At 56.6% G+C, this 22372-nt stretch carries 19 protein-coding genes and 1 tRNA gene; 8 read left to right on the forward strand and 12 right to left on the reverse strand.

What is annotated here, in order from left to right; all coding sequences use genetic code 11:
• Positions 1–34: 34 nt before the first annotated feature.
• The 3 genes from sufB to RA28_RS16100 are packed head-to-tail and all read right to left on the reverse strand — an operon-like array spanning position 35 to position 3136.
• A complete protein-coding gene (gene sufB / locus RA28_RS16090; protein WP_039530772.1) occupies positions 35–1555 on the reverse strand; it encodes a Fe-S cluster assembly protein SufB in 1521 nt (506 codons plus the stop codon).
• Positions 1556–1573: 18 nt separating this feature from the next.
• On the reverse strand, positions 1574–2617 hold the full coding sequence (locus tag RA28_RS16095; RefSeq protein ID WP_039530775.1) for a cysteine desulfurase family protein: 1044 nt from the start codon (positions 2615–2617) through the stop codon (positions 1574–1576).
• A 60-nt stretch (positions 2618–2677) separates the two neighbouring features.
• Positions 2678–3136, reverse strand: a complete 459-nt coding sequence (locus tag RA28_RS16100; RefSeq protein ID WP_039530777.1) for an Rrf2 family transcriptional regulator — start codon at positions 3134–3136, stop codon at positions 2678–2680.
• 177 nt (positions 3137–3313) lie between these two features.
• On the opposite strand from RA28_RS16100, the gene RA28_RS16105 reads away from it, so the two are divergent.
• Positions 3314–3967, forward strand: a complete 654-nt coding sequence (locus tag RA28_RS16105; RefSeq protein ID WP_039530780.1) for an alpha/beta hydrolase — start codon at positions 3314–3316, stop codon at positions 3965–3967.
• Positions 3967–4212: a hypothetical protein gene (locus RA28_RS16110; protein WP_039530784.1), complete on the forward strand. Its 246-nt coding sequence runs from the start codon at positions 3967–3969 to the stop codon at positions 4210–4212. The genes RA28_RS16105 and RA28_RS16110 overlap by 1 nt, the downstream gene beginning before the upstream one ends.
• Before the next feature lie 55 nt (positions 4213–4267).
• Here RA28_RS16110 and RA28_RS23060 read toward each other — a convergent pair whose 3' ends face one another.
• A complete protein-coding gene (locus RA28_RS23060; RefSeq protein ID WP_275041386.1) occupies positions 4268–4399 on the reverse strand; it encodes a hypothetical protein in 132 nt (43 codons plus the stop codon).
• A 188-nt stretch (positions 4400–4587) separates the two neighbouring features.
• Here RA28_RS23060 and RA28_RS16115 point away from each other — a divergent pair, with 188 nt between their 5' ends.
• From RA28_RS16115 to RA28_RS16130, 3 genes are all read left to right on the forward strand, one after another.
• Positions 4588–4923 carry a DMT family transporter gene (locus RA28_RS16115; protein WP_039531738.1) on the forward strand — a complete coding sequence of 112 codons (336 nt, stop codon included), beginning with the start codon at positions 4588–4590 and terminating at the stop codon, positions 4921–4923.
• A 76-nt stretch (positions 4924–4999) separates the two neighbouring features.
• Positions 5000–6817 (forward strand): translational GTPase TypA, encoded by a 1818-nt coding sequence (gene typA / locus RA28_RS16120; protein ID WP_039530786.1) that lies wholly within the window; start codon positions 5000–5002, stop codon positions 6815–6817.
• Between the two features lie 286 nt (positions 6818–7103).
• Complete coding sequence (locus RA28_RS16130) at positions 7104–7970, forward strand: hypothetical protein (RefSeq protein ID WP_152612097.1); 867 nt, start codon at positions 7104–7106, stop codon at positions 7968–7970.
• 111 nt (positions 7971–8081) lie between these two features.
• On the opposite strand, the gene RA28_RS16135 is transcribed toward RA28_RS16130, so the two are convergent.
• From RA28_RS16135 to recA, 4 genes are all read right to left on the reverse strand, one after another.
• Positions 8082–8729 (reverse strand): transglutaminase-like cysteine peptidase, encoded by a 648-nt coding sequence (locus RA28_RS16135; RefSeq protein WP_342585424.1) that lies wholly within the window; start codon positions 8727–8729, stop codon positions 8082–8084.
• Positions 8730–9053: 324 nt separating this feature from the next.
• Positions 9054–9341, reverse strand: coding sequence for a DUF1330 domain-containing protein (locus RA28_RS16145; RefSeq protein WP_039530797.1), 288 nt, complete (start codon positions 9339–9341; stop codon positions 9054–9056).
• A gap of 1 nt (position 9342) precedes the next feature.
• Positions 9343–12015 (reverse strand): alanine--tRNA ligase, encoded by a 2673-nt coding sequence (alaS, locus tag RA28_RS16150; RefSeq protein ID WP_039530800.1) that lies wholly within the window; start codon positions 12013–12015, stop codon positions 9343–9345.
• Positions 12016–12193: 178 nt separating this feature from the next.
• The gene (gene recA, locus RA28_RS16155) at positions 12194–13258 is read right to left on the reverse strand and encodes a recombinase RecA (protein ID WP_039530803.1); all 1065 of its coding nucleotides are present in this window, start codon (positions 13256–13258) and stop codon (positions 12194–12196) included.
• A 191-nt stretch (positions 13259–13449) separates the two neighbouring features.
• On the opposite strand from recA, the gene RA28_RS16160 reads away from it, so the two are divergent.
• Entirely contained in the window at positions 13450–14043 is a 594-nt protein-coding gene (locus tag RA28_RS16160; RefSeq protein ID WP_039530805.1) for a hypothetical protein, read from the forward strand.
• A 4-nt stretch (positions 14044–14047) separates the two neighbouring features.
• On the opposite strand, the gene RA28_RS16165 is transcribed toward RA28_RS16160, so the two are convergent.
• The 3 genes from RA28_RS16165 to guaB all read right to left on the reverse strand — a co-directional run bounded on the left by RA28_RS16165 (position 14048) and on the right by guaB (position 19115).
• Positions 14048–16336, reverse strand: a complete 2289-nt coding sequence (locus RA28_RS16165) for an ATP-binding response regulator (protein WP_039530808.1) — start codon at positions 16334–16336, stop codon at positions 14048–14050.
• A gap of 100 nt (positions 16337–16436) precedes the next feature.
• Positions 16437–17603, reverse strand: coding sequence for an RsmB/NOP family class I SAM-dependent RNA methyltransferase (locus RA28_RS16170; RefSeq protein ID WP_039530812.1), 1167 nt, complete (start codon positions 17601–17603; stop codon positions 16437–16439).
• Between the two features lie 63 nt (positions 17604–17666).
• A complete protein-coding gene (gene guaB, locus RA28_RS16175; RefSeq protein ID WP_039530814.1) occupies positions 17667–19115 on the reverse strand; it encodes an IMP dehydrogenase in 1449 nt (482 codons plus the stop codon).
• A gap of 217 nt (positions 19116–19332) precedes the next feature.
• Here guaB and RA28_RS16180 point away from each other — a divergent pair, with 217 nt between their 5' ends.
• A complete protein-coding gene (locus tag RA28_RS16180) occupies positions 19333–21378 on the forward strand; it encodes an ASKHA domain-containing protein (RefSeq protein ID WP_039531742.1) in 2046 nt (681 codons plus the stop codon).
• 230 nt (positions 21379–21608) lie between these two features.
• Positions 21609–22073, forward strand: coding sequence for a GFA family protein (locus RA28_RS16185; RefSeq protein WP_039530817.1), 465 nt, complete (start codon positions 21609–21611; stop codon positions 22071–22073).
• 89 nt (positions 22074–22162) lie between these two features.
• Here the strand turns inward: RA28_RS16185 and RA28_RS16190 are convergent.
• Positions 22163–22248, reverse strand: a tRNA-Leu gene (locus tag RA28_RS16190).
• Positions 22249–22372: the final 124 nt, after the last annotated feature.

A 22372-nucleotide genomic window follows, 5' to 3' on the forward strand; every position in this document is an offset into this window, starting at 1 on the left:
CCGATTGTCTCAATGTTCAGATAGAAACCGGGGGTCAGCCCACCGAGCCTTCAAGACTGATCGCCACCAACTGCTGCGCTTCCATGGCAAACTCCATCGGCAGCGCCTGCAGAACGTCCTTGCAGAACCCGTTGACGACCAACGCCACAGCCTCTTCCTCGTCCATGCCGCGCTGGCGGCAATAGAACAGCTGATCGTCGTCCACCTTGGATGTCGTCGCTTCGTGTTCGACCCGTGACGAGTTGTTGCGCACCTCAATGTAAGGCACTGTATGCGCGCCACATTTGTCGCCGATCAGAAGACTGTCGCACTGGGTATAGTTGCGCGAATCCTTTGCTTTGGGGTGCATCGACACCAGCCCGCGATAGGTATTTTGCGCCTTGCCGGCACTGATCCCTTTCGAAACAATCCGCGATTTGGTGTTTTTGCCCAGATGCACCATCTTCGTGCCGGTATCCGCCTGCTGATAGTTGTTGGCGATCGCGATCGAATAAAACTCACCCTGACTGTCATCGCCACGCAGGATGCAGGAGGGGTATTTCCACGTCACGGCTGACCCTGTCTCAACCTGGGTCCACATCACCTTGGACCGATCGCCCCGACAATCGGCGCGCTTGGTCACGAAGTTATAAATCCCGCCCTTGCCGTTCTCGTCACCGGGGAACCAGTTTTGGACGGTCGAGTATTTAACCTCGGCGTCTTCTTCGATGATGATTTCGACGACAGCGGCGTGCAGCTGCGCGGTGTCACGCTGCGGTGCTGTGCACCCTTCGAGGTAAGAGACGTAAGAGCCTTTGTCTGCGATGATCAAAGTACGCTCGAATTGACCGGTGTTCTCTGCGTTGATGCGGAAATAGGTGCTCAATTCCATTGGGCAGCGAACACCCGGCGGGACGTAAACGAACGAACCGTCCGAGAAGACGGCGGAATTCAGCGTGGCATAGAAGTTGTCGGAAACGGGAACCACAGTGCCCAGGTATTTCTTGACCAGCTCGGGATGTTCTTTGATCGCCTCGGAAATCGAGCAGAAGATGACACCGGCTTTCTTCAGCTCTTCCTGAAATGTCGTTCCGACCGAAACCGAGTCAAAAACGGCGTCGACAGCGACCTTGCGTCCTTCGGCCGGGGCATCCTCGGCCCCTTCGACACCGGCCAGAATCATCTGTTCTTTCAGCGGGATACCCAGCTTTTCGTAAGTCGCAAGCAGCTTGGGATCGACCTCATCCAGCGACTTGGGCTTTTCTTCCATCGATTTCGGACGGGCATAATAATACTGATCCTGAAAATCGATTTTCGGATAGCTGACCATCGCCCACTGGGGTTCTTCCATCTGTGTCCAGCGCTCGAACGCGGCCAAACGCCATTCGGTCATCCACTCGGGCTCTTCATTCTTTTCCGAGATCAAACGGACGATATCCGGATTCACACCCTTGGGCGCGTATTCCATCTCGATATCGGTTTCCCAGCCATATTTGTAGGTACTGACCTCGCGAACCGCATCAACGGTTTCCTGATCGACACCCTCTTTTACCTGGGTCTGGTCCAAAGCGGCCATGTAACACCCTCCGTCAGATCACGCGGCACGTGCGCGATGCTTTTTCTCTTTTCCGAGCCACGTTTCGGCGAACCGCAGCACATCTTCTTCTGTCGTCTCCGGCCCCAGCGATACACGGATCGCACCGGCTGCCGTCGCTTCATCATATCCCATCGCGGTCAGGACCGCGCTGGCGCGCACCTTGCCACTTGAACACGCCGATCCCGCGCTGATCGCAAAACCGGCAAGATCCATCTGCATGACCTGAGTCTCGCCTTTCCAACCCGGCGTTGCGAAACACAAGGTGTTTGGCAGGCGTTGCTGATCTTTCCCGACAAAAATAGTCGCTTCCGATCCAGCCTCAAGGGCGTTTTCTAGAATATTTCTAATTTCTGCAACCTTTTCCCAAACACCATTGGCAAGGTCTTGCGCGGCTGCTTCAGCTGCAGCCCCGAAACCTGCAATTCCAATGACATTTTCGGTTCCTGAACGGCGCCCCATCTCTTGCCCGCCGCCCTTGATTTGTGCGGCCAACTCGGTGCCGCGCTGCACAACGACAGCGCCAATGCCCTTGGGCCCGCCAAGCTTATGCGCGGAAACAAGCGCCATTTGTGCGCCCAGCCAATTGAACGCAACGGGCCGCTTCCCGAAAGCTTGCGTTGCATCCGTCACTGCAAGCCCGGCGGGCAATTGTTGCACAAGCCCGGTTTCGGAATTGGCAAGCTGCAACGTAGACCGGGATGGATCAGTCACATCGACTGAACCATCAGCAGCCACCGGCAGAACCTCTTCCGTCCAGGCCCGGACGGCATCATGTTCAATGGCTGCACCCTGCAGATGACGTCCGCCCAAGGCCAACGCCGCACCTTCGGTCGCGCCAGAAGTAAAGATGATGTCTGCGCCATCCGCGCCAAAGGCCGTTGCAACCTGCGCCCGTGCCTTTTCGACAAGCGCCTTGGCGGCACGCCCTTCCGCATGGACGGACGACGGGTTTCCACATAGTTCCATCGCCGCAATCATCGCCGCGCGGGCCTCGGGCCTCAGCGGTGTTGTGGCGTTGTGATCAAGATAAACACGTGTCATGGATTCATCTTTGTCGGCAAACAGCTCTCGATTGCAGAGATGTCGGGTTTCTTCAACGGATCACTCGTCAACTACGGCAAACAGGCTCGGCACGGCCGGGCAAGGGGCAAGGTCATTACGGATCACGTCAGACAATCTTGTCTGATGCAGGAACACATAAACGTGGGCGCTTAGGCTTTCCCACAATCGATTCGTCAGGGACTGGGCCCGGCTGCCCGACGACCCGCCCGATGCCCCGGCCCCTTTGTGCATTGCGTCTACAGTTTCATCAACGGCGGACAAAATTTCGACAACACGAATATCCGACGCCGGACGTGCCAGTCTGTATCCACCACCCGGACCGCGCACAGAAGACACCAATTCAGCCCGCCGCAGCTTGACAAACAGCTGTTCCAGATAGGGCAATGATATGTCCTGCCGGTCCGAGATTTCACCCAATGTCACAAGCTTGTCTGACGGTTGGAGCGCGATATCCGCAAGGGCGACCATTGCGTAACGGCCTTTGGTCGACAGCTTCATTTCATCCCCTCACGGCAAGAACGGTGCGAAAACATTGACGCCGCCGCAGCCAGTGCGTATCTCCGACTGACAGCGCAACACGCGAAAGCGTCGTAATTAGAACCGTTCTAAGGTGGCCAGGGTTAGCAGTCAAGTGTATCCGGGCGCCAACGAGAAAAAGACAGGACCAAAGCCCATATGCCCGAGGTGATTTTTCCCGGACCCGAAGGCCGCCTGGAAGGCCGCTACCACCCGCAAAAGGAAAAAGACGCACCGATCGCCATCGTTCTGCATCCGCACCCACAATTTGGCGGGACCATGAACAACAAGGTGGTCTATAACCTGCATTATGCGTTTTACAACATGGGCTTTACCGTGTTGCGGTTCAACTTTCGCGGTGTCGGACGCAGTCAGGGCGAATACGATCAGGGCGTCGGTGAACTAAGCGATGCGGCCTCGGCGTTGGATTATCTTCAATCGATGAACAACAACTCGAAACACTGCTGGGTTGCGGGCTTTTCCTTCGGCGCGTGGATCGGGATGCAATTGCTGATGCGCCGCCCCGAAATCACAGGCTTTATCAGTGTTTCACCGCCCGCAAACATGTATGACTTTTCGTTCCTGGCGCCCTGCCCGTCATCCGGCCTGATCATCAACGGATCAGCCGACCGCGTCGCACCGCCTGCGGACACCACTACGTTGGTCAGCAAACTGCATGAACAAAAAGGCATCACAATCACGCATAACGAAGTCGAAGGCGCGGATCACTTCTTCCAGGATCGCCATATGGACACGTTGATGACTGATGTGACCGGCTACGTTAAACGCCGCCTGACCGAGACGACACGATAATGTCTGACACCATTACCACCCTTGCCGCCAAACTGGCCGAAGACACGATGAAGGTAATGGACGAGACCGGCGAAGATCGTTTCTTTGTCGAAGTCGGTGAAGTTCTGGGTGCGGCGTCCCAGTCGTTGGAAGAGGCGTTCCTGACCGAAATCCGCGTGCGTTTGGCGGAACGCAAAGCCCGCCAGTTTGTCGTAGAACGGTTGACCAAGCACAGATCGCGACTGAAAGCGATCGAAAAGCAGTAGACCAAAAAAAAGGAGCTTTTGAGCTCCTTTTTTTCTGTCTCGGTAGAACTGGCGCTTAAACCGAGATACCAAATAACCGTTCAACATTTTTGGCTGCATCTATGTCGACGGACCCCCCGTCTGCAAGCCACCCAAGCGCCACGATCAACACCGAAACACCAATGACAGATTTTGCAAAAATCGTCATTTTCCCAAACTCAAATAAATGAATTAACGCAATAATTGTTGTTGGTAGCACGGCCGCCAACGTTAAGCATAGTAGGGATTACCTGACCTTGGTGAATTCAAGGTGAACAATTGCACGAATGAAATGCCTTGCCGGATTGCTTTGTCGCGTGTTCAAACGAGGCAAACCCCAGCATCAGGAATTTCGCCGTGCCCCATGTATATCTGATCCTGCTATTGGCCGTCGCGGCAGAGACCATCGGAACCACCGCCCTACAAGCCAGCCAGCAATTCACGCGGTTCTGGCCGTCGGTTTTGGTGATCGTGGCTTATGGATTGGCATTTTATCTGTTGGGGCTGACGCTCAAAGTGATGCCTGTGGGCGTTGTCTACGCCATATGGTCCGGGCTTGGGATTGCGCTGATTGCCCTGATTGGGTTTGTGGTTTTTGGTCAGCGGCTGGACTGGCCCGCAATCCTTGGCCTGGCAATGATTCTAGGCGGTATTCTGGTCATCCATCTGTTTTCCGCAACGACGGGGCACTAATCGCCGGTTTGGGCTGGTATCTTTGCGTGGCCCGCGTTATGCGCCGGGCCAACTTCCGTTCAAAGGCTGACCTCTCATGGACCTGCGCAACATCGCAATCATTGCTCACGTGGACCACGGCAAAACGACCCTGGTTGACGAACTGCTCAAACAATCCGGCGCGTTTCGGGAAAACCAGACCGTGGCCGAACGTGCCATGGACAGCAACGATCTTGAGCGGGAACGCGGGATCACGATTCTTGCCAAGGCTACAAGCGTCGAATGGAAAGGCACCCGGATCAACATTGTCGACACACCCGGCCACGCGGACTTTGGCGGCGAGGTTGAACGGATTCTCAGCATGGTTGACGGTGTCGTGCTTCTGGTGGACGCAGCCGAGGGTCCGATGCCGCAGACCAAATTCGTGACATCCAAGGCGCTGGCGCTGGGTCTTCGTCCCATCGTCGTTTTGAACAAGGTGGACAAACCGGATGCCGAGCCGGACCGGGCTTTGGATGAGTGTTTTGATCTTTTTGCCAATCTAGGCGCCGATGATGATCAGTTGGACTTCCCCGCGATGTACGCGTCGGGCCGCTCTGGCTGGGCCGACATGGAACTGGACGGGCCACGTACTGATCTTACCGCATTGTTCGACCTGATCGTCGATCACGTCCCGGCCCCCAAACAGGCCGAACGCAAGGACGAACCCTTCCGCATGTTGGCAACGACTTTGGGCAGTGATCCGTTCATTGGCCGCATTCTCACCGGCCGCGTGGACAGCGGTACCTTGAAAGCCGGCGACAGTGTCAAGGCGCTGTCCCGTGATGGAACTTTGATCGAGAATTTCCGCGCCTCAAAAATTCTTGCTTTCCGGGGTCTGGCGCAACAGCCAATCGACGTGGCCGAAGCGGGTGACATCGTCACCATTGCGGGCATGAGCAAAGCCACTGTGGCGGATTCGCTGGTCGCCCCTCAGGTAGACGAGGCTCTGCCGGCGCAGCCGATCGATCCGCCAACAATTACTGTCACGTTCGGAATCAATGACTCACCGCTCGCAGGGCGCGACGGAAAAAAAGTGCAATCTCGGGTCATTCGCGATCGCCTGATGAAAGAGGCCGAGTCCAACGTGGCGATCCGCATCACCGATACACCCGGTGGCGAAGCCTTCGAAGTCGCGGGTCGTGGCGAATTGCAGATGGGCGTGCTGATCGAAAACATGCGGCGCGAAGGGTTTGAGCTGAGCATTTCGCGCCCGCAGGTTTTGTTTCGCGACGAAAACGGCCAACGGATGGAGCCGGTCGAGGAAGTCACAATTGATGTCGATGATGAATTCTCGGGCGCGGTGATCGAAAAGGTCACAGGTGCACGCAAGGGCGAATTGGTCGAAATGCGTCCGGCCGGGGTTGGAAAAACCCGAATTATTGCTCATGTCCCGTCGCGCGGATTGATCGGGTATCATGGCGAGTTCCTTACTGATACCCGCGGCACTGGTGTTTTGAACCGTGTGTTCCACGGATGGGCCGCCCACAAAGGACCGATCCCGGGACGTCGCGCCGGTGTTCTGATTTCGATGGAGAAAGGCCAGGCCGTGGCCTATGCCCTTTGGAACCTGGAAGAGCGCGGCCGGATGTTTGTCGGGCCCCAGGCGGAAGTCTATCAGGGGATGGTTATCGGCGAACACTCTCGCGATAACGATCTGGAAGTGAACCCGTTAAAGGGCAAGAAGCTGACAAATGTCCGCGCAAGCGGATCGGACGATGCGGTGCGGCTGACGCCGCATGTCCAATTTTCGTTGGAAGAGGCGATAGCTTATATCGACGATGACGAATTGGTGGAGGTTACCCCGAATGCAATCCGCTTGCGGAAACGGTTCCTGGACCCCCATGAACGCAAGCGCATGGCAAAATCCGCTTAAAACTGTTGCCACAGCGAGAACAATGCCATGTTTGTGACATTTTTGCTCGCCTAAGAAAAATTCGCACAAACGCAAAACCCGGCCTCGAGCCGGGTTTTCTATTTGTTTTTGCAAGATAATCAACTTTGAAGGGAGTAAATTTTAAGTCGATCACCTTTGGCCATTCTTGTAATTCCGGCCGCAGAAAGGTGTATTTATGACCAAACTGTGACGTTGTTCACTGCCAACTAGAATCACAGGGTCTATAAACGGACCGAGTTAGTAAAGAGTTCCAAGGAGTAGCGCGATGCGCATCAAATCTAGTATCTTATCCGCAGTTTTTGTTTCGGCGACCCTGCCATTCATCAGTGCAACACCTGCAAGCGCGATGTGCACCGTCGCAACAGCAAAACAATCTGTATCGGCAAACACCCTCTGCGCCTGTGACGTCGTCAGCTCGCGCATGCTGAAGTACATTCAGCGTCGCGCAGACTTTGAAAGCATTCTGGAACAGACGTTGATCGAGTGCCCGGCCTTCGCAGCCGTCCTGACAGACATTCCAACGGCATCGATCGGTGTGAACGCTCAACGCTCTGGCGATGGCCCGTCCGATGAACGTTCCGAAGGCGACAATAACCCAGGCGGAGACGATACGCCGGACACCAACGATCCGGATGATGACGATACGCCGGACACCAACGATCCGGATGATGACGATACACCGCGCGATAATGATCCGAAGAACGACGACCCAAAGGACGACGATCCGAAGGACGACAACCCGAAGGACGCTAAAGAAGAGCGCAAAAAAGCTAAAGAGAATCGCTCCAAAGCTAAGAAAGAGCGGGAAATTGCAAAGAAGTTCCGCGAAGACGCCAAAAGAAATAGGAATGGAGCCAAAGAGCTTCGGCAAACGGCTAAAGATCTTTTTGAAGACGCCAAAAAAAGGCAGAAAGCTGGCGACAAAAAAGGTGCAAAACTTGCGAGGGAAAAAGCACGGAAAATCGCTGAAGATGCGAAGGCACATCGCGCTTGGGCCAAACAGTCTCGAGCAGGCGCTCAAAGTGCAACTGCTGCTGCCAAGAAATACCGCGCTGCAGCTCAGGAGCATAGAGAAGCCGCGAAGGAATCTCGAGACCGCTCGAGAGAGGATCGCATCGCGGACAACCGCTGATCCGAAGCTCGCAGACATTCAATCAAACTATGGGGCGGTTCGCTTAAGCGACCGCCCCAATTTCTTTGTCAGGTTTTGGTTCGTTCCAGCGCGCCAAAGCGCCGTGCGTGATCAGCTGCGTCCGTAAACGCCCACCCAATTGCGGGGCTGGTTCGGGTCTTGCATCCGCAGGAACAAGTACCGCGTTGCGTTCCACGGCTTTATTCGGTTGGTGAGATTGTCGAGAACCAGATCGCCCTGGCTGGAACGGTAGACCAACACGGCATGCGCGTTCCGGCGGCTGTCCAATACAGTTGCCAGCAGCAACTTGCGTGGGTCGATACCTGCTTTGATGAGATCCCGTTTTTTCAACAGAGCGAAATCTTCGCAGTCGCCGCCGAGGGACGTCGGCAATGCCCAGAACTCGCGGGTTTTGTATTGCCGCTGGTCCGTGACTTCGCGGGTAGAGCGATTCACCCGGTTGTTGATTTCCTTGACCAGGCGCAGTTCCTGACTGCTTGACATGGTAACCGAGGCCTTGTGCGCACAGGCCCATGAATATTGGCGGCACAGCTGCGCGGCACCGGACGGCGGCGGCGAAGCAGAAACGCTTGAAATGAAGGCAGAGCCAGTTGCCGAAGCTGTTGAACCGACAAGGACGGAGCTTCCTAATACAGCCGCTGCCAACGCTGTACGCCAGCGGAAGGTTTCAGTGCGCTTCAAAAAAGCGTCCAGTACGTTCGCAACGGGTATCATGCCTGTCCCTCGATCCTGTGACATCCAATCGATCGGCGTAACTCAGGACCACAACCAATTTTCGGAAACTATTCCTAAACCGTGGCCAATACGCAATCTGCAGTCAAGGTTACGGGGAAAAACGGCGGAATTTCGTCACTTTTGGTGGCCATTTCCGTGCAACAAAATGGCAAAGCCGGACACATTTGTGATTTCAGATCACCGATGACGACGAAAGAATCGATGTTAAGATACTGATAAAAGGCATTTTTAAGCCGCGAAGTCGACAATGTCCGTTCCCGCCACGTTGGCCCAGCAATCCCGAGCTCAACGCAGCGGAGCGACGTTACGTTAACTCTGCGGTGATTCTCACTCGGTGATTTCTACCACGACCAATTCCCGCTCGCTCGCGCCGCGTGCGTGTTCCAGGGCCGATTGGTATTGTTGGGAGTTATAGCAATCGACTGCGGCCTCAACCGAAGGGAAACGCGCGATTACATTGCGGGGGCGGTCCTTACCTTCAAGTTGAACATACCGCGCAGCCCTTGCAATGAATTCGCCGCCATGAGCGGCAAGAGCAGGTCCAGCCAGCTCGGCGTATTTTCCATAAGCCTCGGCATCCGTCACCGAAACATGCGCGATCCAAAGTGCTGCCATTTTATCCTCCCAGAACCTTTTCTGCGGCTTTGATCGCCGCCTCTGAATTTGCCGCGTCCTTGCCGCCGCCCTGAGCCATATCCGGACGACCGCCGCCGCCTTTGCCGCCCAACTCAGACACGGCGGCGCGGACCAGGTCGACTGCCGAAACGCGGTTGGTCAGGTCGTCGGTCACACCCGCTGCCACTGCGGCTTTGCCGCCCGTATCCGCAATCAGCAGAACCGCCCCCGATCCTAACCGGTTTTTGTGTTCATCAATCAACGCGGGCAAGTCCTTGCCCGAGACACCGGACAAAGCTTGCGCCAGGAAAGGCACGCCATCGACATCTCGCGCCTCTGCACCGCCGCCCTGCCCCGCGCCACCGGCCATTGCCAGATCGCGGCGCAGTTGAGCGACTTCCTGTTGGAGCGACTTGCGTTCTTCCAGCAGCGACTTCACACGGTCTACCACCGAGTCCGGCTGAGCCTTGAGCTCGGAGGCGACTTGCGCCAAGCGATGATCCTGTGCTGACAAATATTGGAAAGCTTCTTCGCCGGTCAGCGCCTCGATCCTGCGCACACCTGCGCTGCTGGCGCTGTCGCCCAGAACAACAAAGGTGCCAATATCGCCTGTCTGGCGCACATGGGTACCGCCGCACAGTTCGATGGACCAGGTTTCGCCGTCCTGCCCCTTGCCGGTCGGCGCTTTGCCCATTGAAACAACGCGCACCTCGTCTCCGTATTTTTCACCGAACAAGGCCTGCGCACCCAGTTCGCGGGCATCGTCCGGAGTCATGATACGTGTTTCAACTGCCGAGTTTTGACGGATGAATCCATTAACTTCACGTTCTACCTTTTGGATTTCCTCAAGGCTCAGCGCCTTTGAGTGGCTGAAGTCAAACCGCAACCGATCTGCAGCGTTCAGCGATCCGCGTTGGGCCACGTGATCGCCAAGCGTTTCGCGCAAGGCTTCATGCAGCAAGTGCGTTGCCGAGTGATTGGCCTGAATGGCCGTGCGACGCGCGTGATCAACTTCCAGCTCTACCGCGTCACCCTTCGAGATTTCGCCCTGACGGACAGTCACGCGATGCGCATAGACTTTGCCGTCTGCAAACTTGCGCGTGTCCTCGACAGTGGCCACATCCTGAAGGTTTTCGACACGGCGAACCTCTCCGGTATCGCCGATCTGACCGCCTGCTTCGCCATAAAAAGGTGTTTGATTAACGACGACCCATCCGCTGCCGCCCTGTTCGATCTTGTCGACCATCGCGCCATCAACAACCAACGCTGCAACTTGGCCCTCGGCCTTCTCTGTATCATATCCAAGGAAGTCAGTGGCGCCCGCCGCGTCGAGAACGTCGAACCAGACTGCCTGATCAGCGGATTCCCCGGATCCGGCCCAAGCCGCACGCGCCTTGGCCTTTTGTTCGGCCATAGCTGCGTCAAACCCATCGGTATCAACGGTGCGACCTTTTTCGCGCAAGGCATCTTGCGTCAGGTCCAGTGGAAACCCGTAGGTGTCATACAGCTTAAAGGCCGCATCCCCCGGCAGGGCTGCCCCTTCCGACAAGCCGGACACTTCGTCATCCAACAGCTTCAGGCCGCGATCCAGAGTCTGCTTGAAGCGCGTTTCTTCAAGCAACAGCGTTTCTTCAATCAGTGCCTGTGCCTGTCCCAATTCCGTGTACTGCGCGCCCATGAGCTGCACCAGGGTCGGCACCAGCCGATGCATAACCGGATCCTTTGCCCCAAGCAGATGGGCATGGCGCATGGCGCGGCGCATTATTCGGCGCAGCACGTACCCGCGCCCGTCATTGGACGGCATGACCCCATCCGCGATCAGAAAAGACGTGGATCGCAGATGATCCGCAATAACCCGATGGTGCACATTCTGATCGCCGTACGGATCAACGCCCGTCGCGTCGGCGGATGCCTCAATCAGGGTTTTAAACAGGTCGGTGTCATAGTTGTCGTGACTGCCCTGCAGCAATGCGCCGATCCGTTCCAGCCCCATGCCTGTGTCGATCGACTGCATATCCAGTTCGACCATCGAGCCGTCCTCAAACTGCTCGTTCTGCATGAAAACCACGTTCCAGATTTCGATGAAGCGGTCGCCATCTTCGTCTGCTGATCCGGGCGGGCCACCCCAGATGTGATCGCCGTGATCATAGAAAATTTCGGTGCACGGACCGCAGGGGCCCGTCGGCCCCATCTGCCAGAAGTTGTCGCTTGTGGCGATCCGGATGATCCGATCCTCGGGCACCCCAACTTTCTTCCAGATTTCAAAGGCTTCGTCGTCGGTGTGATAAACCGTTGTGAGCAGACGGTTTTTGTCGATCCCGAATTCCTTGGTGATCAACTCCCACGCAAAGGGGATCGCTTCGGGCTTGAAATAGTCGCCGAACGAAAAATTGCCCAGCATCTCGAAAAAAGTATGGTGACGGGCCGTATACCCGACGTTGTCCAGGTCGTTGTGCTTGCCCCCTGCCCGGACACATTTTTGTGCCGTTGTGGCGCGTTGATAGTCTCTGGTTTCGACACCTGTGAACAGGTTCTTGAATTGAACCATGCCAGAGTTGACGAACATCAGCGTTGGATCATTGCGCGGGACCAGAGGGCTGGATGCCACCACTTCGTGCCCTTGCTTTGCGAAATAGTTCAGAAATGTTGATCGGATATCGTTCAGCGTGGGCATTTGGGCTCTCTCGACGCACATTAATCGTAATCAGGGACGGGTTTATCGCTGTCCCAACAGAGTGTCCACAGGCGAGGCATTCCGGAAATAAACAAGGCGGCCCGCCGGACCGCCCTGTTCATGTCTCCTGGGTCACTGGCGATACGCCGGTGTGTCCCGCAAATTTCGAACGTGCCACCTAGGCTTCAAGGATGTCGTCTTCTTCAGCCTCTGGCGGCATGTCAAAGTCGAGACCATGCGCGGCCCGAATCTTGTCCTCGATCTCTAGCGCCGCGCGGGTGTTTTCGCGCAGGTATTGCTTGGCGTTCTCGCGCCCCTGCCCGATCCGTTCATCGCCATAGCTGAACCACGAGCCGGATTTCTCGACCACGCCAGCTTTGACGCCCAGATCCAGCAGTTCGCCCATTTTGCTGATGCCTTCACCATACATGATGTCGAATTCCACCTGCTTGAATGGCGGCGCGACCTTGTTTTTCACCACTTTGACGCGGGTCTGGTTGCCGACCACTTCGTCGCGATCCTTGATTGCGCCGATGCGACGAATGTCCAGACGGACCGAACTGTAGAATTTCAGCGCGTTGCCACCGGTTGTTGTTTCCGGGCTACCGAACATGACGCCGATTTTCATCCTGATCTGGTTGATGAAAATCACCATGCAGTTCGAACGGCTGATTGATCCGGTCAGCTTACGCATCGCCTGGCTCATCAGCCGGGCCTGCACGCCGACATTGCTGTCACCCATGTCGCCCTCAAGCTCGGATTTCGGCGTCAACGCCGCCACCGAGTCAACCACGACCATATTCACAGCACCCGACCGCACCAGCGTGTCAGTGATTTCCAGCGCCTGCTCGCCGGTATCCGGCTGCGAAATCAGCAGTTCGTCCAGATCGACGCCCAGCTTGCGGGCATATTGCGGGTCCAGCGCGTGTTCCGCATCGACAAACGCACAGACCCCGCCGCGTTTCTGTTGCTCTGCAATACAGTGCAGCGTCAGCGTGGTCTTACCCGAGCTTTCCGGCCCATAAATCTCGACAATCCGGCCCATCGGCAGACCACCGATCCCCAGTGCGATATCCAGACCCAGTGAGCCGGTCGAGCTGGCATCGATGTCCTGCTTGGCATCTTCGCCCAGCTTCATGATCGAGCCCTTGCCGAACTGCCGTTCGATCTGTGCCAGCGCGCTGTCGAGCGCCTTTTGCTTGTCTGCGTTTTTCTTGTCGCTCATCGTCAGAAGATCCGCCATTGTCCTGTCACTATCCCTTTTGTCACACCCTTGAACGGGCGGCAATCGCTGCTTTGTTCGCCTCTTGTTCCTTATGGGACCAAAAAGAGAACATTTCAACAAAAACTTCTGAAATCCAATGTTGGGCAATTGTGTTAAGGAGTCGTTTACGACAATTTGGAAGAGCAACTGCATTGAAGGTCGTCTGCTAAATGCTTGTTTTTTTTGAAGAGCGCCTTGTGCTTCTTTCTGCGCCCAAGACCGCAAGCACAGCGTATCAAGCAGCCCTGAGCGATCGCGCCGATTTGGTCGTAACCAACCCCCCGGAATTAAAGCATCTCACCGTTCGCAGGTTTGATCGGTTTTTCCAGAACATGTTCCGAAAGATGTTTGATGCAGAGATGGAGGTCATGGGCATCGTGCGCGAACCCATTGATTGGCTGGGCAGTTGGTATCGCTATCGCAGCCGAGCAGAGCTGATCGGCCATCCGAATGCAACGCACGATCTGAGCTTTGACGCGTTCGTTCGCGCCTATCTGTCGCCTCGCCGTCCGGCTTTTGCGGATTTCGGCACCCAGGCGGCGTTCTTTCAGCCTCGAAGCAATGGTGCAGGTGTCACGCATTTGTTTCGGTACGAAAGTCAGGACAAGATCCTGGCGTTCCTGCAAGAACGTTTGAGATGCGAGATCAATCCGCCACGTTTGAACGTGTCCCCCAAGCGGACGCTGGACCTGAGTGATGATATGCGCAAACGATACATGGCAGTGCACTCTGACGATTTCAGGCTTCACGACTCTGCGCAATGAAGCCTTAACTGAGTTGCTGAAACACGGCCTCGGTCAACTGTGTCAGGGAAAATGGTTTGGGCAGGAAAGTCGAGTTCGGAATTTCCGGGACGGTCTCACCGAACGCACCTTCTGTATAACCGGACATGAAGATTACCCGGACATCCGGGCGCGTTTCCAAAGCCCGTCGAACCCATGTTGGGCCATCCATACCGGGCATTACGACATCCGTAACAAAGACATCAACGGTCAGGTTCTTGTCTTCCAAGAGGCGTAACGCCTCTTCGGCGGATGCCGCGTCGAGCACAGTGTAGCCTTTCAAGCGCAACGCTCGCGTGGCGAAAGCGCGCACCGGGGCCTCATCCTCGACCAAAAGCACAACGCCTTCGCCCTGGCGCGGGCTTTGTTCAGGCTGCATTTCGGAATGCGTTGGCGCCTGGGCCTTTGGTGTACAGCAGACCGGCAGGAACACGGTGAATTCGGTACCGCGGTTCGGGATGCTATCGACAAAAATGAAGCCGCCGGTTTGTTTGACGATGCCGTACACGGTCGACAGGCCCAATCCGGTCCCCTCGCCTGTTCGCTTGGTCGTGTAAAACGGCTCGAACACTTTTTGAACTTTGTCCGGAGGGATACCGACACCGCTGTCTATGACCTTGACGGTGACATATTCTCCGGGCGGGACCGTTGCACGGCTGCGTGCCATGGGCTGGTCCAGCAGCAGCACTTCGGTTTCGATCCGGATGTCCCCGCCTTCGGGCATCGCGTCGCGCGCGTTGACAACAAGGTTCATCAAGACCTGTTCAAGCTGGCGTTTGTCCGCCCGTACGGGTTTGAGAATGGGATCGTGGCTCAGGACCAGGCGGACTTTCTCGCCAACCAGTCGGTTCAAAAGATGGATGAGATCAGAAATCGTATCGCGCAGGTCCAACACTTCGGGTCGAAGGTTCTGTTTGCGCGAAAACGCCAGCAACTGGCTGACAAGCGCCGCCGCCCGGTTTGCGTTCTGGTTGATTTGAACCAGATCACCGTAATTCGGATCGTTCTGATCGTGCCGTAGCAGCAAAAGGTCGCAATGCCCTGAGATTGCAGTTAAAAGGTTGTTGAAATCATGGGCAACGCCCCCCGCCAATTGACCAACCGCCTGCATTTTTTGCCCCTGCACGAATTGCGCCTCAAGCGTCTTCAACTCTGTCGCATCATTCAGAACAGCGATAAGGCCCACCCGGCCGTCGTTAACAAATTTGGATAATGTGACCTGCACAAAGACCTCCTGATCTTTCCGCGAAAGGCGCAGGAATTCGGATTGTGGGGGCAGGTCCTGTTCCACCGTTCGCGCCAGCCAATCCTCGATTGAGTGACCGAGTCCCTGCATGACATCTGAAATACTTGCTTTTCCAGACAGGTCTTCGCCGATCAAGCGCGCCGCAGGGCTGTTCATTTCCTCGATCTCGCCGTGCCTTGATATCCTCATCATGGGAACCGGCAGGTTTTGGTAGGATACGCCGGAATGGCCCGTTGGATCACCTGAAACCGGCAGGATAATGAGATCACGTTCAGCGCCGTTATGTCTTAGCGTTGACACAACTGCCGAGCGGTCGCCATCTTTTGTGCGTACAGGAGCCAGGCACCCCTCTCGTTGCGATCCATGCGGCAAAACCTCAGACAATTCGGCCGGGCGACCAAAAAGGCGCTGTGCGGCGTCATTGCTTCCGACGACGACATCGCTTCGGCCCAACGACAGAACCGGGATCGCGACGGATTTCCATCTCTGCTCGGTTTCGGGACTTATGCGCCAGAAAAACAGATCGCCGCCCAGCCAGGTGGACTTGACCGGAATTACCCAGTCGCGGTTTGCCACATCTTCTCGTGCGCTGCCTCGGCCAAGCGCCTTGGATTGAAGGCGCAACAGAATTGCGGGGGGATTTGCGAACAAGGATCGAAGGCAGTGATCCAACCGCCCGCCCGGTTCAGCCCCAAAACGGCTTCGTGCAACGGAATTGGCAAATGAGATTTTGCCTGAACTGTCTGCGAAAAAACAAGCGTCTGTTTCCTGTTCCGCGAGTGTTCTCAGGACGTGATGAACGCGACCCTCGGCCCGGGTGTCGATCAACTGACGTAATTGGACAAACATCACAGAGGCCAGAAACGTAAGACCCACGGCAAAGAAACCTGCAGACCAGGTTTGAGGGACGATTTTCAGGAAAGGTAGGCAGCAAAGCGTTAACGCAAAGACCGTCAAAACCATGCTACGTCGGAAACCGGTTCGCCACCTGCGGGGTCGAAAAATAGTTACTGTGGAAGTATTTAACATCAAATGCTCAGGTTGAGGTCTTTTTGACCAGTCATGAGCCTTAATAGTTAACGACGCATTAACCTAACAAGACAACTAATTCTATTTTTAGTTGTTTAACCTAGTTTTTCCTCACCAAGTGGGCAGAATAGAACCCATCTGTTCCCTCGGACACTCGCCATTGTTTTCGCCACGTTCGCCCCCATTCCGGACGTTCGGCAACAAACGCGTCGATGATTTCATCGTTTTCGATGCTTAGCATCGAACAAGTTGCATATGCCAAGACGCCCCCTTCGGCCACGAAGGGCACAACGTCCCGGAGAATTTGGAGTTGCGTTTGCGCCAAACTATCAAGCCTATCCCGGGTCAGTGCCCACTTCCCTGCGGGAGAACGTCTCCAAGACCCGCTTCCGGAACAGGGAACATCTGTCAAAACCACATCGAACGCAGTTTGGCCGCGCAACTGTTCCGAGGTCACAATCGCGACTTTGGCCCCTGCCCGTTCGGCGCGTACTGGAAGATCCCGCATTCTGTCCGGATTGGCGTCATGTGCAAAGACTTGCACGCGCTCGGGGCGTGCGGCGATCGCCAGAGCCTTGCCGCCACCGCCCGCGCAATAATCGAGCACACGCATCCCCGGACGAAGGGGCAAGGCTGCGACAACTGCCTGACTGGCGGCATCCTGCAACTCGACCAAGCCGGATAAGTACGACCGACTTTGGGCCACCTTTCGCACGCCTTCAGTGACGTCCAAAGCAGTATCGCAAGCCGGGTGCGGTCGTGTTTGAATCCCTTCCCCTGCCAATTCTGATGCGGCTTGTTCGCGATCGCCCTTGGCTTGATTGACACGTAAATGCACCGGTGCACGGGACTGCAATGCGCGCGCTGCGGCGTTTGCCTCCCGCCCCAGTGAGCTTTCAAACTCGGGCCAAAGCCATTCCGGGATGTCCAACCGTTCCGCTTCGGACGCAAAGTCTCTTGGGGTTTCGCTTGGCTTTAAAGTGTCTGGCGCGTGACGTTCACCGGTAAACAGTAGGTTTGGATCGGCGCCCGCCGCCCTTTGCGCGCCGATCATCAATCCACGACCGGAGCCCGTGCCACCAAGGGCCGCAAAAGACCTGCGGCAACGCAATGCGTCGAACACGTGATCGCGCACCGCGGCGCGGTCTTTGGATCCGGCGAACCGGCTGCGCCGCGCCCACCCAGTCAGGGCCTTTTCGACCGGCATCCCGGAAAGATATTCGTCCAGAATTTCGATCGAGGCCTGAATGCGGGCTGCAGGGGTCATAACCGAGTCCAATACTGAACCAAAACGCGATTTTTCGCTTTGGTTTACATGCGTTTGAAAGGATCACATAACCCGGTAGTTCGGACTTTCTCGCGTGATCTGCACATCATGCACGTGGCTTTCCTTGAGGCCCGCACCGGTGATTTTTACGAAGTTACAGTTGCTGCGCATCTCATCAACAGTTGCACAGCCTGTGTATCCCATAGCCGCGCGCAAGCCACCAACCAGTTGGTGGATGACAGCGCTGGCAGAACCTTTGTAGGGCACCTGACCTTCGATCCCTTCCGGCACGAGCTTGTCGTTGGCCGCGTCCTTCTGGAAATACCGATCTGCCGAACCGCGCGCCATCGCGCCAAGGCTGCCCATGCCACGATAGGACTTGAAAGAACGGCCTTGGTACAAAATGACCTCGCCGGGGCTTTCGTCGGTTCCTGCGATCATTGATCCCACCATGGCGCAAGAGGCGCCCGCCGCAATTGCCTTGGCAAAGTCACCAGAGAACTTGATGCCGCCATCAGCGATAACCGGAACATCACCGGCGGCGGCGGCGCAGTCCATGATCGCCGTCAACTGAGGGACGCCGACACCGGCCACCATCCGCGTTGTGCAGATTGATCCCGGTCCTATTCCAACCTTGATCGCGTCAGCACCCGCGTCGACCAACGCGCGCGCAGCTTCGCCGGTCGCAACATTCCCGGCGATAATCTGCACCTCGTTCGACAGGGTTTTCGCCCGTTTGACCGCATCCAGAACGCCCTGCGAATGTCCGTGCGCTGTATCAACGACGATAATGTCCACGCCCGAGTCCACCAACTGCTCGGACCGTTCAAATCCCGCGTCACCGACCGAAGTCGCCGCGGCCACACGCAGCCGTCCCAAATGGTCTTTGCAAGCTGTTGGGTTCAGAACAGCCTGTTCTGTATCCTTGAGCGTCAACAGGCCCGTCAGTTTCCCGTCCGCGTCGACGACCAAGAGCTTTTCGATCCGACGCGCGCGCATCAGGCTCTTTGCCTCTTCAAGATCTGCAGGCTCTTGCAGCATCGCAAGATTATCGGACGTCATCATTGCCTTGATCGGGGTGTCGGCCGACGTTGCAAAACGCATATCGCGATTCGTGACGATGCCAACCACGCGCCCGCTATCGTCAATGACGGGAAAGCCGGTGAAGTTATAACGCTCTACCAATGCTTGCGCATCGGCCAGCGTCTGATCTGCCTTGAGCGTGACCGGGTTATAGACGATGCCGGACTCGAATCGTTTGACGCGGCGCACCTCGCGGGCCTGTTCTTCAACTGACAGGTTTTTGTGTACCACGCCAATCCCGCCCGCCTGCGCCATTGCAATGGCCATACGCGCCTCGGTCACGGTATCCATCGCCGAGCTCAACAGCGGGATGTTCATCGAGATCGCCCGCGTCACGCGGGTGGTGGTGTCCGCCGTTGCCGGCAGCACAGAAGATGCGCCCGGAACCAAGAGAACGTCGTCAAAGGTGAGTGCCTCACGAATCTGCATCCGATAACCTCATGCAAAAGCCCGTTTGGCGGTGACCCTATTACATGGATTTGCCCCAAGGAAAAGCCCCCGCCGCCAAGTTGTTGCAGTCCGCGCGCGGATGCCACGGCGGAAAACGACGCAAGCCGTGCAAATCGTGCCGCTGACAGCCCTTTCCCTTTTCGCTCAAACCCATATCTTGCGCCCAACACGCGCGAATATCAAAAGGCAGGCATCAATGACCACCGATCCTCTTGTCGTCTTTACCCCATCGGGCAAACGCGGGCACTTTCCCGTTGGCACGCCGATTCTGACCGCTGCACGGCAGTTGGGTGTCGATCTGGATTCGGTCTGCGGCGGGCGCGGGATTTGCTCGAAATGCCAGATCACGCCCAGCTATGGTGAGTTTCCCAAGCACGGCGTCACAGTGTCTGAAAACGCGCTGAGCGAATGGAACGCGGTCGAGCAGCGCTATGACGACAAACGCGGCTTGAAACCCGGTCGCCGCCTCGGCTGCCAGGCGTCGGTTCAGGGCGATGTGGTGATCGACGTGCCGCCGGAAAGCCAGGTGCATCGACAGGTTGTCCGCAAGGCCGCTGCTGCGCGTGCGATCACAATGGACCCGGCCACGCGGTTGTATTTCGTCGTGGTCGAGGAACCCGACATGCACTCCCCCACCGGTGATCTTGAACGGTTGGAGCGTGCGTTGCGCGAACAGTGGAACATCGACGCCGTTACGGCTGATTTGTCATTGATGTCCAAATTGCAGCCGGTATTGCGCAAGGGAAAATGGGAAGTCACCGTCGCCGTTCACAAAGGCCACAAGGACAGCGTTGCCCGCGTGGTCGAAATCTGGCCCGGCCTGCATGAACAGGGTCTTTACGGGTTGGCGATCGACCTCGGGTCGACCACCATCGCCGCCCACCTGACCGATCTGGAAACGGGTGAGGTCAAGGCCTCGTCCGGCCTGATGAACCCCCAGATTCGCTTTGGTGAGGACCTGATGAGCCGCGTTTCATACGCCATGATGAACCCCGGCGGGGATCAGGAGATGACAAGGGCGGTACGCGAGGCAATCAACGACCTGACCACCTCAATCGCTGAAGAAGCGGGAATTGACGCTGCGCTCATCGTGGAAACCGTGTTTGTGTGCAACCCGGTCATGCATCATTTGCTGCTGGGGCTGGACCCGGTTGAACTGGGTCAGGCCCCGTTTGCGCTGGCAACCTCCGAAAGCATGTCCCTACCCGCCCGTGAAATGGATCTGACCACCATGAATCCGCGGGCCCAGGTTTACATTCTGCCCTGTATTGCCGGTCACGTGGGGGCAGACTGTGCTGCCGTTGCCCTGTCCGAAGAACCCGGTAAATCAGACGATCTGGTTCTGATCGTCGATGTCGGCACCAATGCGGAAATCCTGCTGGGTAACACGCACCGGGTTCTGGCCTGCTCATCCCCAACCGGTCCGGCCTTTGAGGGCGCCCAGATCAGCTCGGGCCAACGCGCGGCCCCCGGTGCGATCGAACGGATCGAAATTGATCCAGCCACCAAAGAGCCCCGCTTTCGCGTCATCGGCTCTGACAAGTGGTCTGACGAAGATGGATTCGATCAGGACATTGCAACAACCGGTATCACCGGCATCTGCGGCTCGGGCATTATCGAAGCCGTGGCCGAGATGCGCATTGCCGGATTGCTGGACGAAAGCGGACTGATTGGCTCGGCCGAACAAACCGGCACCCAGCGCAGCGTGCCCGAGGGGCGCACGCATGCCTATCTGATCCACGACGCCAGCGCCGAAGGTGGTCCGCGCATCACGGTCACGCAAGGCGACATCCGCGCAATCCAACTTGCGAAATCCGCGCTTTACGCCGGTGCCCGCCTGCTGATGGACGAGATGGAAGTTGACCGCGTGGATCGCGTCGTTCTGGCTGGTGCATTTGGTGCCCATATCTCGACCAAACACGCGATGGTGCTGGGCATGATCCCCGATGCGCCGCTGGAAAAGGTGTCCAGCGCCGGAAACGCGGCGGGCACAGGCGCGCGGATTGCGCTGTGCAACATCAGCGCACGGGCGGAAATCGAACGCGTCGTGCGTGAGATCACAAAGGTTGAGACGGCGATCGAGCCGAAATTTCAGGATCACTTTGTCGCCGCCAATGCAATCCCGCACAAAACCGATCCTTTCCCGGAACTGGCTCAGGTCGTCACCCTGCCCGCCCCCTCGTTCAACACCGGAGGCGGTGACGAGGAGAAATTTGGCCGCCGTCGGCGTCGGCGGTCGTAGCGTCCCGATCCTTTTTTCGCCCAATTGATGCTGTTGCAAAGTCGCGCCTAAGCTGGTTGGATCAGTTTGGGCACGATTGTGCGACATGCAATGATCATCGGCCCGTGCCCTGGTCGCAATATTCGCTGACAAACTTGCACCCGCGTTGGTGCCAACCCGCCGTTTGGTCCGCCCGATCAACGGCTGGCATCTATCCCCGAAATGCAAACCTATTGGAAAGGATTAGCCTGATGGCATTCCCAAATCCTCCTTACGCGGGCTCTTGCTTGTGTGGATCGGTAAAGGTTCGAGTGACTGCACTGCCACTTCTGACGCTGGCATGCCATTGCCGTGCCTGCCAGAAATTCAGCGCCAGCGCCTATTCGCTGACAACGATGTTTCCCAAGGACAGTTTCATCTGTTCCGGAGAATTGGTTCAGGGTGGCCTGCGATCACCGGGGCGCAATCACTATTTCTGTAAATCATGTATGAATTTCATATATTCCCGGGTCGGAGACGCTTCTCCGCGTGTGAACGTACGTACGTCAATCTTGGACAATGCATCTTCATTCGCGCCGTTTGTTGAACTGATGACGAAATACAAGATGCCTTGGGTGACTCTTGGGCTGCCCCGTGGTTTCGAAGAATTTCCAGATACCGATGCCGAGCTTCAATCGCTTTTTGACGGGTACGCCAGTTACCTTGACGCGTTGTGAGTCTGGAAACGATCAGATGAACGCCAAAGGTGATCGAAGAACCACAGATACATGATTCTAAACGGCAAATGTATTGTCGTCGAAAGGTGTGGTGCCCAAGGAGAGACTCGAACTCTCACGCCCGTGAAGGCGGGGGATTTTGAATCCCCTGCGTCTACCATTCCGCCACTTGGGCCACGAACACTGGATTAGCGCTCATGATCGGGAAGGTCCAGAGGCAAAAAACAACCATATCCCAGATTGTTTATTCTGCGGCGGTTGACGGTAAGACGGGTGCGTGGTTTGGCTTGCGGCACCTT

Source organism: Ruegeria sp. ANG-S4, assembly GCF_000814005.1.
GTDB lineage: Bacteria > Pseudomonadota > Alphaproteobacteria > Rhodobacterales > Rhodobacteraceae > Ruegeria.

Excerpts from the sequence above, each read along its gene's own strand:
- recA (WP_039530803.1), bottom strand. The coding sequence starts at position 13,258 with ATGGCGGATCTTCTGACGATGAGCGACAAGAAAAACGCAGACAAGCAA.
- sufB (WP_039530772.1), bottom strand. The coding sequence starts at position 1,555 with ATGGCCGCTTTGGACCAGACCCAGGTAAAAGAGGGTGTCGATCAGGAA.
- RA28_RS16095 (WP_039530775.1), bottom strand. The coding sequence starts at position 2,617 with ATGACACGTGTTTATCTTGATCACAACGCCACAACACCGCTGAGGCCC.
- RA28_RS16185 (WP_039530817.1), top strand. The coding sequence starts at position 21,609 with ATGGCATTCCCAAATCCTCCTTACGCGGGCTCTTGCTTGTGTGGATCG.
- RA28_RS16110 (WP_039530784.1), top strand. The coding sequence starts at position 3,967 with ATGTCTGACACCATTACCACCCTTGCCGCCAAACTGGCCGAAGACACG.
- RA28_RS16160 (WP_039530805.1), top strand. The coding sequence starts at position 13,450 with ATGCTTGTTTTTTTTGAAGAGCGCCTTGTGCTTCTTTCTGCGCCCAAG.
- RA28_RS16180 (WP_039531742.1), top strand. The coding sequence starts at position 19,333 with ATGACCACCGATCCTCTTGTCGTCTTTACCCCATCGGGCAAACGCGGG.
- RA28_RS16165 (WP_039530808.1), bottom strand. The coding sequence starts at position 16,336 with ATGTTAAATACTTCCACAGTAACTATTTTTCGACCCCGCAGGTGGCGA.
- RA28_RS16170 (WP_039530812.1), bottom strand. The coding sequence starts at position 17,603 with ATGACCCCTGCAGCCCGCATTCAGGCCTCGATCGAAATTCTGGACGAA.
- RA28_RS16100 (WP_039530777.1), bottom strand. The coding sequence starts at position 3,136 with ATGAAGCTGTCGACCAAAGGCCGTTACGCAATGGTCGCCCTTGCGGAT.
- RA28_RS16135 (WP_342585424.1), bottom strand. The coding sequence starts at position 8,729 with ATGTCACAGGATCGAGGGACAGGCATGATACCCGTTGCGAACGTACTG.
- guaB (WP_039530814.1), bottom strand. The coding sequence starts at position 19,115 with ATGCAGATTCGTGAGGCACTCACCTTTGACGACGTTCTCTTGGTTCCG.
- alaS (WP_039530800.1), bottom strand. The coding sequence starts at position 12,015 with ATGCCCACGCTGAACGATATCCGATCAACATTTCTGAACTATTTCGCA.
- RA28_RS23060 (WP_275041386.1), bottom strand. The coding sequence starts at position 4,399 with ATGACGATTTTTGCAAAATCTGTCATTGGTGTTTCGGTGTTGATCGTG.
- RA28_RS16105 (WP_039530780.1), top strand. The coding sequence starts at position 3,314 with ATGCCCGAGGTGATTTTTCCCGGACCCGAAGGCCGCCTGGAAGGCCGC.
- RA28_RS16145 (WP_039530797.1), bottom strand. The coding sequence starts at position 9,341 with ATGGCAGCACTTTGGATCGCGCATGTTTCGGTGACGGATGCCGAGGCT.
- typA (WP_039530786.1), top strand. The coding sequence starts at position 5,000 with ATGGACCTGCGCAACATCGCAATCATTGCTCACGTGGACCACGGCAAA.
- RA28_RS16130 (WP_152612097.1), top strand. The coding sequence starts at position 7,104 with ATGCGCATCAAATCTAGTATCTTATCCGCAGTTTTTGTTTCGGCGACC.